The organism is Pseudomonas sp. LBUM1663 (genome assembly GCF_059695905.1).
In genome coordinates, this window is record NZ_CP166792.1 from 2,302,861 (window position 1) to 2,315,886 (window position 13,026).

General features: G+C 59.9%; 11 protein-coding genes. 1 reads left to right on the forward strand and 10 read right to left on the reverse strand.

Annotated elements, in window-relative coordinates:
* Nucleotides 1–3 precede the first annotated feature (3 nt).
* From ccoO (ACA075_RS10415) to ccoN (ACA075_RS10440), 6 genes are all read right to left on the reverse strand, one after another.
* Nucleotides 4–612 (reverse strand): cytochrome-c oxidase, cbb3-type subunit II, encoded by a 609-nt coding sequence (ccoO, locus tag ACA075_RS10415; protein ID WP_018925301.1) that lies wholly within the window; start codon nt 610–612, stop codon nt 4–6.
* Nucleotides 612–2,054 (reverse strand): cytochrome-c oxidase, cbb3-type subunit I, encoded by a 1,443-nt coding sequence (gene ccoN / locus ACA075_RS10420; RefSeq protein ID WP_497298375.1) that lies wholly within the window; start codon nt 2,052–2,054, stop codon nt 612–614. Before ccoN (ACA075_RS10420) ends, ccoO (ACA075_RS10415) begins: the two co-directional genes overlap by 1 nt.
* Before the next feature lie 483 nt (nt 2,055–2,537).
* A complete protein-coding gene (gene ccoP / locus ACA075_RS10425; protein WP_497298377.1) occupies nt 2,538–3,491 on the reverse strand; it encodes a cytochrome-c oxidase, cbb3-type subunit III in 954 nt (317 codons plus the stop codon).
* Nucleotides 3,488–3,688, reverse strand: coding sequence for a cbb3-type cytochrome oxidase subunit 3 (locus ACA075_RS10430; RefSeq protein ID WP_497299226.1), 201 nt, complete (start codon nt 3,686–3,688; stop codon nt 3,488–3,490). Before ACA075_RS10430 ends, ccoP begins: the two co-directional genes overlap by 4 nt.
* A 21-nt stretch (nt 3,689–3,709) precedes the next feature.
* On the reverse strand, nt 3,710–4,318 hold the full coding sequence (gene ccoO / locus ACA075_RS10435; protein ID WP_010456405.1) for a cytochrome-c oxidase, cbb3-type subunit II: 609 nt from the start codon (nt 4,316–4,318) through the stop codon (nt 3,710–3,712).
* Between the two features lie 10 nt (nt 4,319–4,328).
* Nucleotides 4,329–5,753 (reverse strand): cytochrome-c oxidase, cbb3-type subunit I, encoded by a 1,425-nt coding sequence (ccoN, locus tag ACA075_RS10440; protein ID WP_497298379.1) that lies wholly within the window; start codon nt 5,751–5,753, stop codon nt 4,329–4,331.
* A 111-nt stretch (nt 5,754–5,864) separates the two neighbouring features.
* On the opposite strand from ccoN (ACA075_RS10440), the gene ACA075_RS10445 reads away from it, so the two are divergent.
* Nucleotides 5,865–6,542, forward strand: coding sequence for an alpha/beta family hydrolase (locus ACA075_RS10445; protein WP_497298380.1), 678 nt, complete (start codon nt 5,865–5,867; stop codon nt 6,540–6,542).
* 132 nt (nt 6,543–6,674) lie between these two features.
* On the opposite strand, the gene ACA075_RS10450 is transcribed toward ACA075_RS10445, so the two are convergent.
* The 4 genes from ACA075_RS10450 to acnA form a co-directional block, all read right to left on the reverse strand.
* Nucleotides 6,675–7,181, reverse strand: coding sequence for a hypothetical protein (locus tag ACA075_RS10450; RefSeq protein ID WP_497298381.1), 507 nt, complete (start codon nt 7,179–7,181; stop codon nt 6,675–6,677).
* Nucleotides 7,182–7,377: 196 nt separating this feature from the next.
* A complete protein-coding gene (locus tag ACA075_RS10455; protein ID WP_497298382.1) occupies nt 7,378–8,943 on the reverse strand; it encodes a methyl-accepting chemotaxis protein in 1,566 nt (521 codons plus the stop codon).
* A 104-nt stretch (nt 8,944–9,047) separates the two neighbouring features.
* Nucleotides 9,048–9,839 (reverse strand): CPBP family glutamic-type intramembrane protease, encoded by a 792-nt coding sequence (locus tag ACA075_RS10460; RefSeq protein WP_497298383.1) that lies wholly within the window; start codon nt 9,837–9,839, stop codon nt 9,048–9,050.
* Nucleotides 9,840–10,078: 239 nt separating this feature from the next.
* Nucleotides 10,079–12,820, reverse strand: a complete 2,742-nt coding sequence (gene acnA, locus ACA075_RS10465) for an aconitate hydratase AcnA (protein WP_497298384.1) — start codon at nt 12,818–12,820, stop codon at nt 10,079–10,081.
* Between the last annotated feature and the right edge of the window lie 206 nt (nt 12,821–13,026).

Genomic DNA, 13,026 nt, shown 5'->3' on the forward strand with positions numbered 1-13,026 from the left:
AAATCACCGTTTGCTTTTGATGATGGTGCCCAGGCCTTGCAGATAGGCCACCAGCGCGTCCATTTCGGTTTTGCCCTTCACAGCATCCTTGGCACCGGCGATGTCTTCGTCGGTGTAAGGGACGCCGAGCGTGCGCAAGACTTCCATTTTCTTGGCGGTGTCTTTGCCGTCGAGCTTGTTTTCCACGAGGAACGGGTAGGCCGGCATTTTCGACTCGGGCACCACGTTGCGCGGGTTGTACAAATGCGCACGCTGCCAGTCATCGGAGTAACGACCGCCGACACGGGCCAGGTCCGGACCGGTACGCTTGGAGCCCCACAGGAACGGGTGGTCCCAGACGCTTTCACCGGCAACCGAATAGTGGCCGTAACGTTCGGTTTCCGCACGGAACGGGCGGATCATCTGCGAGTGGCAGCCGACACAACCGTTGGCGATGTAAATGTCGCGGCCTTCCAGTTCAAGGGCGGTGCGAGGCTTCATGCCTTCGACCGGCTTGTTGGTGACGTCCTGGAAAAACAGCGGAACGATCTGGGTCAGGCCGCCGATACTGACGGCGATAACCATGAAGAAGGCCAGCAGGCCAATGTTCTTCTCGACTGCTTCATGCTTCATCAGTGAGCTCCAACTACAGCGATCTGAGCGGCGGCTTCGGCTTCAGCCGGGTTCGAGGCGCGTACAGTCCGCCATACGTTGTAGGCCATGAACAGCATGCCGCTGGCAAAGAACGCGCCGCCCAGGGCGCGAACGATGAAACCAGGGTGGCTGGCTTGCAGGGCTTCGACGAACGAGTAGGTGAGGGTGCCGTCGTCGTTGATTGCACGCCACATCAGACCTTGGGTGATGCCGTTGACCCACATCGAAGCGATGTACAGAACGGTACCGATGGTTGCGAGCCAGAAATGCGTGTTGATCAGGCCGATGCTGTGCATCTGCGCGCGACCGAACAGTTTCGGGATCATGTGGTAGATGGCGCCGATCGAGATCATCGCTACCCAGCCCAAGGCACCGGCGTGTACGTGGCCGATGGTCCAGTCGGTGTAGTGCGACAGCGAGTTCACGGTCTTGATGGCCATCATCGGGCCTTCAAAGGTCGACATGCCGTAGAAGGCCAGCGACACCACCAGGAAGCGCAGGATCGGGTCGGTGCGCAGCTTATGCCAGGCGCCCGACAGGGTCATCATGCCGTTGATCATGCCGCCCCAGCTCGGAGCCAGCAGGATGATCGACATCGCCATGCCCAGGGACTGAGCCCAGTCCGGCAGCGCGGTGTAGTGCAGGTGGTGCGGACCGGCCCAGATGTACAGGGTGATCAGCGCCCAGAAGTGCACGATCGACAGGCGATAGGAGTAGATCGGACGCTCGGCCTGCTTCGGAACGAAGTAATACATCATCCCCAGGAAGCCGGTGGTCAGGAAGAAACCGACCGCGTTGTGGCCGTACCACCACTGGATCATTGCGTCAGTCGCACCGGCGTAGGCCGAGTAGGACTTGAAGAAGCTGACCGGCAGGGACGCGTGGTTGACGATGTGCAGCATCGCCGTCACGACGATGAAGGCACCGTAGAACCAGTTACCCACATAGATATGCTTGGTATTGCGCTTGGTGATGGTGCCGAAGAACACCAGACCGTAGGACACCCAGACGATGGCCAGCAGAATAGCCAGGGGCCATTCCAGTTCCGCGTATTCCTTGGTGGTGGTGTAACCCAGCGGCAAGGTAATAATCGCGCCGACAATGACCGCTTGCCAACCCCAGAAGGTGAAGGCGGCGAGGCTGTCGGAAATCAGTCGCGTTTGGCAGGTTCGCTGCACGACGTAATAAGAAGTGGCAAACAGTGCACAACCACCGAAGGCGAAAATCACCAGGTTGGTGTGCAACGGGCGTAAGCGTCCAAAAGTCGTCCACGGCAGACCGAGATTCAATTCCGGCCATACAAGCTGTGAGGCGATGAAGACACCGAGCCCCATGCCAAGGATCCCCCAGACCACCGTCATGATGGCGAACTGGCGGACTACCTTATAGTTATAAGCAGTCGGACTGATTGCTGTGCTCATTCTAAGGTTCCACGGTTTGGGTGTTTTATTAGGAGTAAAAATCGGCCGCAAGTATGTAGAAAGCGGGGGGTCATTGCAACGCGCCATGACCTGGGTCAATGCTTTCAAAAGCTGATTCTGCGGCCTTTCCATGCGCCGCGTAAGGACAAAATTGGCCTCGGACAAAATGTCGCAGCGAACGAAAAGGGTGAGGGGGTCAGGTCAGTTGTTACGGGGTGTGTTCAAACACAACGATCGGGTGACCGACGGCAATTGGCACGACAGCCGGTATCTACCAGCCTTTGCGGCCTGTCATCGAGCAGATTCGTCGAACACATCGGGCAAGGGCGACCTGGAACCGGCTCATGCCAGTCCGCATCGAATCAAGCTTAGACCCGAATCTGGTGAACCGAAAGGAGGACCAACGGAGGGGTGCGACACTTGGTCGCAAAGAGGCAGGGAACTGCCGCATTCGGGAGAATGCGGCAATAGAGCGGTCGAGATTTATTCGCGTTTGCCTTCTGCTTGCAAGCGCTCGGTGCTCAGACCGTGGGACAAGCTGTAAACGTAAGCGGCCAGCAGTTGCACCTTGTCGTTGCCGAGCAGTTCGTTCTGCGCCGGCATATGGCCCTGGCGGCCATGTCGGATGGTCTGCTGAAGTTGCGCCAGGCTTGTACCGTAGATGAATCCGGCCGGTTGCGTCAGGTTCGGCGCGCCCATGGCCTCAGTGCCCTGGCCGTTCGCACCATGACAGGCTACGCAGGTGGTGCTGAACGCTTGCTGTCCGGCTTGCAGATCGGCGGTGTCGCCAGCCGGCAATGGCAGGCCGGCCAGTTCATGACGCACATACGCGGCCACGTTCTTCACGCCGGCCTCGCCGAGGATTTCACCCCAGGCCGGCATTGCCGCCATGCGACCGCCCATGATCGTGGTCTTGATCATCTCGGCATCACCGCCCCAGCGCCAGGTGCTGTCGGCGAGGTTCGGGAAGCCGAAAGCGCCCTTGGCATCCGAGCCGTGGCACACCGAGCAGTTGGACGCGAACAGGCGACCGCCCATTTTCAGCGCTTGCGGGTCCTTGGCCACTTCTTCAACGGGCATGGCGGCGAATTTGGCGAAGATCGGCCCGAACCTGGCGTCCGCCTTGTTCATCTCCTTTTCCCATTCGTGGACACCGGTCCAGCCGTCCTCGTAACCCGGCAGGACGCCTTTCCAGTTGCCCAGGCCTGGATAAAGAATCAGGTAGCCCACGGCAAACACCAGCGTGCCGGCGAACAGCATGAACCACCACTGCGGCAGCGGATTGTCGTACTCCTCGATGCCGTCGAAGCTGTGGCCCATGGTCTGGTCGACGCTGCCCTTGGTTTCGCCCTTGCGGGTCCCGATCAGCAGCCAGGTCAGGCCGATCAGGCTGCCGATGGTCAGTACGCAGATCCACGTACTCCAGAAGGTGGTCATGGCCGGGTACTCCTAGTTTCAGGTTCTTGGGTGGCGTCGTCGGCCAGGGGTTCATCGGCGAACGGCAGCAAACGCGCTTCGGCGAATTCCGGGTTGCGCTTGCTGTTGAACACCCACAGCGTCAGGCCGACGAAGGCCACGAACACCACGACTGTGCCAAGACCGCGGATCATTCCACTGCTCATCGTGGTCACTATTTCGAAGGGTATGGTCATGGCTCACCTCTTGCTCTTGATGGCAGTGCCGAGCACTTGCAGGTAAGAAACGAGTGCGTCCATTTCGGTCTTGCCCTTGAGGCTGGCGACGGCGCCACTTATGTCATCATCGCTGTACGGCACGCCGAGGGTGCGCATGGTGCGGATCTTGGTTTCGGTGTGACTGCTGTCGACTGCTTGCGTGACCAGCCATGGGTAGCCAGGCATTTTTGACTCCGGCACCACGTTGCGCGGGTTATACAAGTGCGCACGGTGCCAGTCATCCGAGTAACGCGCGCCGACCCGGGCAAGGTCCGGCCCGGTACGTTTCGAACCCCAGAGGAACGGGTGATCCCACACGCTTTCCCCGGCCACCGAGTAGTGCCCGTAGCGTTCGGTCTCGGCACGAAACGGCCGGATCATCTGCGAGTGGCAACCGACACAGCCTTCGCGGATGTAAATGTCGCGGCCTTCCAGTTGCAGGGCGGTGTAGGGCTTCATGCCTTCCACCGGCTTATTGGTCACGTCCTGGAAGAACAGCGGGACGATCTGGGTCAGACCGCCGATGCTCACAGCCAGGACCATCAGCAGCATCAGCAGGCCGACGTTTTTCTCGATTGTTTCGTGTTTCATGGCGGACTCCTCAGGCCATCTGCGCGGCAGCGGCAACTTCGGCAGGCTGCGAGGCCCGCACGGTGCGCCAGGTGTTGTAAGCCATCAGGAACATGCCGCTGAGGAAGATCGCACCGCCCACCAGTCGCACGACGAAGCCTGGGTGGCTGGCCACCAGGGTTTCGACGAACGAGTAGGTCAGCGTGCCGTCTTCGTTGACTGCGCGCCACATGAGGCCCTGGGCGATGCCGTTGACCCACATCGAGGCGATGTACAGGACGGTGCCGATGGTCGCGAGCCAGAAGTGCGCATTGATCAGACCGATGCTGTGCATCTGGGGGCGACCGAAGATTTTCGGGATCATGTGGTACAGCGCGCCGATGGAAATCATCGCCACCCAACCGAGGGCGCCGGCGTGAACGTGGCCAATGGTCCAGTCGGTGTAGTGGGAGAGGGCGTTGACCGTTTTGATGGCCATCATCGGCCCTTCAAAGGTCGACATGCCGTAGAACGCCAGGGACACGACGAGGAAGCGCAGGATCGGGTCGCTGCGCAACTTATGCCAGGCGCCCGAGAGCGTCATCATCCCGTTGATCATCCCGCCCCAGCTTGGTGCCAGCAGGATCAGCGACATCACCATGCCCAGCGACTGCGCCCAGTCCGGCAGCGCGGTGTAGTGCAGGTGGTGCGGACCGGCCCAGATGTACAGGGTGATCAGCGCCCAGAAGTGCACGATCGACAAGCGATAGGAGTACACCGGACGCTCGGCCTGTTTCGGCACGAAGTAGTACATCATCCCGAGGAAACCGGCAGTGAGGAAAAAGCCCACGGCGTTGTGGCCGTACCACCACTGGACCATGGCATCGGTGGCACCGGCGTAGACCGAGTAGGACTTGGTGAAACTCACCGGCAGCTCAACGTTGTTGACGATGTGCAGAATCGCCACGGTGATGATGAACGCACCGAAGAACCAGTTTCCGACGTAGATGTGCTTGGTCTTGCGCTTGGCCAGCGTGCCGAAAAACACGATGGCGTAGGCGACCCAGACGATGGTGATCAGGATGTCGATCGGCCATTCCAGCTCGGCGTATTCCTTGGAACTGGTGTAACCCAGCGGCAGGCTGATGGCCGCCAAGAGAATCACAAGCTGCCAGCCCCAGAAGCAGAACGCGGCAACTGCGGGAGCATATAAGCGGGTCTGGCAAGTCCTTTGTACGGAGTACAACGAACTGGCGAACAGGGCGCAACCGCCGAACGCGAAGATCACCGCGTTGGTGTGCAATGGGCGCAAGCGGCCGAAACTGGTCCACGGCAAATCGAAGTTGAGTTCAGGCCAGACCAATTGGGCCGCGAGAAAAACCCCGAGCCCCATGCCGACGATGCCCCACACCACCGTCATAATGGCGAATTGGCGGACCACCTTGTAGTTGTAGGCGGTACTGATAGAAGTGTTCATGGTTCCCCATCCACGGTTCAGCCGAAGTGAAGGCCCGTCTTTGCGAGTAAGCCGCGCAAGGCAGGCGCTTCCTTCGCCTGGAGTTATAGGCAGACTAAAAGCGAGGCAAGCATGGACAAAGAGCACAAGGCCAGTATTGACGGGGATCAATGGGCGCGGTGTATGCAGGATCATGGATGGTTGTGGAATGCCGCCTCAGGACCTGCATCGGCCACGTTGATCCTCGCCCACGGTGCCGGTGCGCCGATGGACAGCGGCTGGATGAACGACATGGCTGCGCGCTTGGCGGCTCAAGGCGTCAACGTGCTGCGCTTCGAGTTTCCATACATGGCGCAAAGGCGTGTTGACGGGGGCAAGCGCCCACCGAATCCGGCACCGAAACTGCTCGAGTGCTGGCGTGAGGTCTATGCCGTGGTGCGACGCCATGTCACTGGGCGTCTGGCCATTGGCGGCAAGTCCATGGGCGGGCGGATGGCCAGTCTTTTGGCGGATGAGCTGGAGGCGGATGCGCTGGTGTGCCTCGGTTATCCGTTTTATGCGGTGGGTAAACCGGAGAAGCCTCGGGTCGAACATTTGTCTTCGTTGAAGACGCCGACATTGATCGTGCAGGGTGAGCGGGATGCGCTGGGCAATCGTGAGGCGGTCGAAGGTTATGAGTTGGCGGCGAGCATCGAGGTGTTCTGGCTGGTGGCGGGGGACCATGATTTGAAGCCGTTGAAGGCTTCGGGGTTTACCCATGAGCAGCATTTGGCGGCTGCGGCGAGTCGGGTAGCTGCATTTCTTCAGTGAAATAATGAGCGCCGAGGAGGGGCTGTTCGCGGGCAAGACCGCTCCCACTTTTGGGTTGTGTTGTGAGTGAGATCTTCAACACTGAAAACCTATGTGGGGCGGGTTCGTCCGGTTATTTTGACTCTTTCAGGCTCACAGGGCGCTTTCCCCTTGTTCGCCTGGCTTTTGCGCTGGCGGCCGCAGTCTCTTCATTGTGAATGTGCCTTTTGGATTCAGACGATAACCACGGCTTTTGAACAGGGCTTCGAATGTTCCGACGACGATGTCTGTATCACGATCGTAACTGATGATGTTCAGGGTGGCGGAGTCTGCCTCCACCGTTCGGAAACCATGGAAGCCGGGCGGTGCGGGAATCGAGTGGACATGTGTAAACGTCAGCCCGTCAGCCAGCGTATAGATGCCCTTGAGCGCGTCGTCACCTTTGTAGGGCAACGTCATACTGAAAATAAAACTGTTCTCCTCTTCGACTGTTCCCATTCCTCCGCCAATACTCCAGTAAAGCTCACCGTGAAAATCACCTTGGAGGAAGTCACTGAACTCTGCTGTCTTTTCGATGGCGCCGTATTTCCACTTAAGGATGTTTTCATTCGCAAGCGTGCCGTGTTTTTTTGGAATAAAGGTAGTGTGAGTTGTCATCATGAAATCCTTTTGCTGGTAAGAGATTGGCCGTCATTGTCCGATGGACAAAGCGACTGTCTCTTTGATAAGTCTCCTGGGTTTATCCGTCTACTGTCAGATCTGACAGGTGCTCCCCGATTGTCAACATTTCACGATGTCCAAATATAAAAAAACCCGGAGGTTTTCACCGTCCGGGTTCCAGTTCTACAGTTAGCGGTCAGCGGTTAAACCGCTCCACCAACGAATACTGGGTATTCGCCGTCTTCGTCAGCTCTTCACTCAACAGCGCCGAGTGCTGCGCCTGTTCCGACGTCTGGTCGGCCAGCTGCGAGATGTTGCTGATGTTGCGGCTGATTTCTTCGGCAACAGCACTTTGCTCTTCAGTCGCCGCCGCAATCTGGGTGGTCATGTCGGTGATGTTGGCCACCGCTTCGCTGATCCCCACCAGCGCCTGATCCGCTTCCAGTACCCGCGCCACGCCTTCTTCAGCCTGACGATGCCCGGCTTCCATGGTTTGTACTGCGGTGCTGGCGGTTTGTTGCAGCTTGGCGATCAGGGCGTGAATCTGCCCGGTGGATTCGCTGGTGCGTTGTGCCAGTTGACGCACTTCGTCGGCGACCACCGCAAAACCACGGCCCATCTCACCGGCACGGGCCGCTTCGATGGCGGCGTTCAGGGCGAGCAGGTTGGTCTGGTCGGCGATGCCTTTGATCACATCGACAACGCCGCCGATTTCGTCGCTGTCCTTGGCCAGTTGGGTCACGGTCTGCCCGGTTTCACCGACCACCACCGACAAGCGCTGGATGGCTTCGCGGGTTTCCCCGGCGATGTCACGACCGCGACCGGTCAGGCGATTGGCTTCCTGAGTGGCGTCGGCGGTGCGCTGCACGTGGCTGGCGACTTCCTGGGTGGTGGCGGCCATCTGATTGACGGCGGTGGCCACTTGCTCGGTTTCGACGCGTTGACGTTCCAGGCCACTGGAGCTGCTGTGAGCCAGGGTGTCGGACTGCTTGGCTTGCTCGGTCAAGTGCTCGGCAGTGTCCTGCAGGCGGGTCAGGCAGGTTTTCAGACGGGCTTCCTGGCTGAGAATCGACATCTCCAGACGTGCCTGGGCGCCACGGCTGTCGGTGTACATCTGCGCGATCAGTGGGTCGGAGGTGGTCTGCTCGGCCAGCCGCAGCAAGCGCTTGAGGCCACGCTGTTGCCAACTCAAGCCCAGCAGGCCCAGCGGCACCGAAAGGCCGGCGGCGAGGGCGAAGCCCCACTGGGAGTTGAGCGACGCACCGATCATGAAGCTCAGCTGGCTGACCAGAATGAACGGCAGCCAGTCCTGGAGCACCGGCAACCATTTGTCTGTCGAAGGGACGGCCGACTTGCCCTGGTTGATGCGTTGGTAGAGCGCTTCGGCGCGGCGGATCTGCTCGGCGGTGGGTTTGACCCGCACCGATTCGTAGCCGATCACCTGATTGCCTTCGAACACCGGTGTGACGTAGGCGTTAACCCAGTAGTGGTCACCGTTGTTGCAGCGATTCTTGACAATGCCCATCCATGGCAAGCCTTGTTTCAGTGTGCCCCACATGTGCGCGAACACCGCCGCCGGGACGTCGGGGTGACGGACCAGGTTATGCGGCGCACGGATCAGTTCTTCACGAGAAAACCCGCTGATTTCGACGAAGGCGTCGTTGCAGTAGGTGATCACGCCCTTGGCATCGGTGGTGGAAATCAACCGTTGCTGAGCCGGGAAGGTCCGTTCGCGTTGTGTGGTGGGCTGGTTGTTACGCATGGCTTTTTCAATCCGCAAGGCTTTGAGAGGTTGTCGGCGGCGTCAGGAATTTATTGAAGATATTTTTTCAATAATCAGTGGCGCGTCGCAAAACGGCCATTGCATTAGCTGGCGAGCATCGGGTAGGTGAACAGTGCGAAATGCAGCAGGTTCAAGCCGAAATGGGTGGCGATGGCCGCCCCCAATCCGCCGAAACGGTACGCCAGACCATAGCCGACACCTGCCAGACTCGCCAGCAGCACCCATTGCCAACCCGCGCCCGCATGCGCCAGGCCGAACAACAGCGAGGCGAGCAGCAACGCCAGGTTTTCACCGTAGGGCAGGTGTTTGAAGTGCCGGCTCAGCCCACCCTGGACGTAACCACGAAACAGCGCTTCCTCCACCAGCGTCACCAGCAGCAGATTGTTCAGGATCCACAACCCGGCTTGATCCGGCCACTTCGGCGCCCAACTGATCATCCCCAGCAAGAGTGCACCGCCCAACGCAAGGATGGTGCTCAGGGGCAGGGCGAGTGCGGTGGCATAGGCCGAAAGGCGCAAAGAGCGCCGGCCGACAATCCACGGGCACACCAGTAACAGCCAAAAGCCGATCAGGGGCTTGTCCTGATTCAGGTACATGGAAAAAGGCACGGCGTCGTCGGTGAAGCGTTGCGGGTCGATGCCGCGACCGTTGTAGAAACCGGGCAGCCAGTGCATCGCCAGTGCCAGGGCGAGGATGATGAACACGCCGTGACCGAGGTAGCGAGCGATGGGCAGTTTTTGCTGGCGGACCGCGAAACCGGCGACGAGCAGCAACGCGACGGAGATGCCGGCCAGCCAGCCGAGATGGCCGTAGGTCAGAGCGAGGGTGTAACCGAGGGAGAGTAGGGCCAGGTAAGTCCATGGCAGGGCAATCATTGAAAATCCTTGTGTCCAGAAATATGCAGGGCGCTGCAATCCCCTGTGGGAGCGAGCCTGCTCGCGATAGCGGTAGGGCAGACACCCATTCAGTGACTGTCAGACCGCTATCGCGAGCAGGCTCGTTCCCACAGGGGTTATTTGTCGTACACAACACCTGTGGAAGTGGCGGGGGATTATAGAGATGCACTTCACAAACAAAAACACCGCCCGAAGGCGGTGTCTTTGTCAGCGGTGGGTCACGACGCAATCAACTGTCGCAACACGTAATGCAAAATCCCTCCCGATTTGAAGTATTCCACTTCATTGAGCGTATCGATCCGGCACAGCACCTCGACTTTCTCGCGACTGCCGTCCTCGCGGGTGATGATGAGTGTCAGGTTCATCCGCGGCGTCAACTCCACGCCGGTCAACCCCAGGATATCCAGCGTCTCCTTGCCGGTCAGGTTCAGGCTCTTGCGGTTCTGATCCAGCTTGAACTGCAACGGCAGCACGCCCATGCCCACCAGGTTGGAACGGTGAATCCGCTCAAAGCTTTCGGCGATGACCGCTTTCACGCCCAGCAGATTGGTGCCCTTGGCCGCCCAGTCGCGGCTCGAGCCGGTGCCGTATTCTTGCCCGGCGATCACCACCAGCGGCGTGTCCGACGCTTGATAGCGCATGGCCGCGTCGTAGATCGGCATCCTTTCCCCGGTCGGGATGTAGATCGTGTTGCCGCCTTCTTCGCCACCGAGCATCTCGTTGCGAATGCGGATATTGGCGAAGGTGCCGCGCATCATCACTTCATGATTGCCGCGACGGGAACCGTAGGAGTTGAAGTCCCGCGGCTCCACGCCTTTCTCGCGCAGGTAGTGACCGGCCGGGCTGTCCGCCTTGATGTTGCCGGCGGGGGAGATGTGGTCAGTGGTCACCGAGTCGCCCAGCAGCGCAAGGACCCTGGCACCCGCGACGTCCTTGACCACCGGCGGCGGGCCGCCGATGTCATCGAAGAACGGCGGATGCTGGATGTAAGTCGAGTCGTCCTGCCAGACATACGTCGCCGCTTGCGGCACTTCAATCGCTTGCCATTGCTCGTCGCCGGCAAACACCTCGGCGTATTCCTTGTGGAACATGGCAGTGTTGACCTGACTCACCGCGTCGGCAATCTCTTTGGTGCTCGGCCAGATGTCCCGCAGGTACACCGGATTGCCGTCCTTGTCGTTGCCCAACGGCTCGCTGCTGATGTCAGTGCGCACCGTACCGGCCAACGCATAGGCCACGACCAGCGGCGGGGACGCCAGCCAGTTGGTTTTCACCAGCGGATGCACCCGACCTTCAAAGTTACGGTTGCCCGACAGCACCGAGGCGACGGTCAGGTCGGCGGCCTGGATGGCTTTTTCGATCGGCTCCGGCAAGGGGCCGGAGTTACCGATGCAGGTGGTGCAGCCATAGCCGACCAAGTCAAAACCCAGCTCATCCAGATACTGGGTCAGGCCGGCAGCCTTGTAGTAGTCGGTGACCACTTTCGAGCCGGGGGCCAGCGAGCTCTTAACCCACGGTTTGCGCTTGAGCCCTTTCTCCACGGCTTTCTTCGCCACAAGGCCGGCGGCCATCATCACGCTCGGGTTGGAGGTGTTGGTGCAAGAAGTGATCGCCGCGATCACCACCGCGCCGTTTTTCAATCGATAAGTCTGGCCGTCGTACTCGTAGTCGGCTTCGCCCGCCAGATCGGCATTGCCCACCGCCACGCCTCCGCCGCCTTCACTTTCGAGGCGACCGACTTCCTTGCTGGTGGGTTTGAATTGCAGGTCGATGAAGTCACTGAACGCCTGCGCGACATTCGGTAGCGAAACCCGGTCCTGTGGGCGTTTCGGCCCGGCCAGGCTGGCTTCGACGCTGGCCATGTCCAGCGCCAGGGTGTCGGTGAACACCGGTTCCTGGCCCGGCAGGCGCCACAGGCCTTGGGCTTTGCTGTAAGCCTCGACCAGTTTCACGGTTGCCAGTGGGCGACCAGACAGGCGCAGATACTCGAGCGTGATGTCGTCGACCGGGAAGAAACCGCAGGTGGCGCCGTATTCCGGGGCCATGTTGGCGATGGTCGCGCGGTCGGCCAGCGGCAGGTCGGCGAGGCCATCGCCATAGAATTCGACGAATTTACCGACCACGCCTTTCTTGCGCAGCATCTGTGTGACGGTCAGCACCAGGTCGGTGGCGGTGATGCCTTCCTTGAGCTTGCCGGTGAGTTTGAAGCCGATCACTTCCGGAATCAGCATCGACACCGGTTGCCCGAGCATCGCGGCTTCCGCTTCGATCCCGCCGACGCCCCAACCGAGCACGCCGAGGCCATTAATCATGGTGGTGTGGGAGTCGGTGCCGACCAGCGTGTCGGGGAAGGCGTAAGTGCGGCCGTCCTCGTCCTTGGTCCAGACCGTGCGGCCCAGGTATTCCAGGTTGACCTGGTGGCAAATGCCCGTGCCCGGTGGCACCACGCTGAAGTTGTCGAAGGCGCTCTGGCCCCAGCGCAGGAACGCGTAACGTTCACCGTTGCGCTGCATTTCGATGTCGACGTTCTGTTCGAAGGCGCTGGAACTGCCGAATTTGTCGACCATCACCGAGTGGTCGATCACCAGATCCACGGGGGAGAGCGGATTGATGCGCTGCGGGTCGCCACCGGCCTTGGCCATGGCGGCGCGCATGGCGGCCAGGTCGACCACGGCAGGCACGCCGGTAAAGTCCTGCATCAATACCCGCGCGGGGCGGTATTGAATTTCGCGGTCGGAGCGCCGCTCCTTGAGCCAGGCGGCAATTGCCCGGAGGTCGGCGCCGGTGACGGTTTTTTCATCTTCCCAGCGCAACAGGTTTTCCAGCAGCACTTTCAACGACATCGGCAGCTTGTCCAGGTCGCCCAGACTTTTGGCAGCATCCGGCAAGCTGAAATAGTGATAGGTCTTGTCGTCGACTTGTAAGGTTTTAAGGGTTTTCAGGCTATCGAGGGACGGCATTGCGATCACTCCTTTGAGTCCGCACGGCTACGGACTGAGGGGACGGACAGAGCTTTCAACCTAGCCCTGTTTGAACGTTAAAGCTAATAACTGGACTCTATGGCCAAGTCCAAGGTTCCGAACTCGGCTATCATGCGCCGGTTTTCGTGACAGGCTTTGCTTCAACGCAAGCCTGGGCATCGCGCAGTGGCTGAATTCTTCGCCAA

Excerpts from the sequence above, each read along its gene's own strand:
- ccoO (WP_018925301.1), bottom strand. The coding sequence starts at position 612 with ATGAAGCATGAAGCAGTCGAGAAGAACATTGGCCTGCTGGCCTTCTTC.
- ccoN (WP_497298375.1), bottom strand. The coding sequence starts at position 2,054 with ATGAGCACAGCAATCAGTCCGACTGCTTATAACTATAAGGTAGTCCGC.
- ccoP (WP_497298377.1), bottom strand. The coding sequence starts at position 3,491 with ATGACCACCTTCTGGAGTACGTGGATCTGCGTACTGACCATCGGCAGC.
- ccoO (WP_010456405.1), bottom strand. The coding sequence starts at position 4,318 with ATGAAACACGAAACAATCGAGAAAAACGTCGGCCTGCTGATGCTGCTG.
- ccoN (WP_497298379.1), bottom strand. The coding sequence starts at position 5,753 with ATGAACACTTCTATCAGTACCGCCTACAACTACAAGGTGGTCCGCCAA.
- ACA075_RS10445 (WP_497298380.1), top strand. The coding sequence starts at position 5,865 with ATGGACAAAGAGCACAAGGCCAGTATTGACGGGGATCAATGGGCGCGG.
- ACA075_RS10450 (WP_497298381.1), bottom strand. The coding sequence starts at position 7,181 with ATGATGACAACTCACACTACCTTTATTCCAAAAAAACACGGCACGCTT.
- ACA075_RS10455 (WP_497298382.1), bottom strand. The coding sequence starts at position 8,943 with ATGCGTAACAACCAGCCCACCACACAACGCGAACGGACCTTCCCGGCT.
- ACA075_RS10460 (WP_497298383.1), bottom strand. The coding sequence starts at position 9,839 with ATGATTGCCCTGCCATGGACTTACCTGGCCCTACTCTCCCTCGGTTAC.
- acnA (WP_497298384.1), bottom strand. The coding sequence starts at position 12,820 with ATGCCGTCCCTCGATAGCCTGAAAACCCTTAAAACCTTACAAGTCGAC.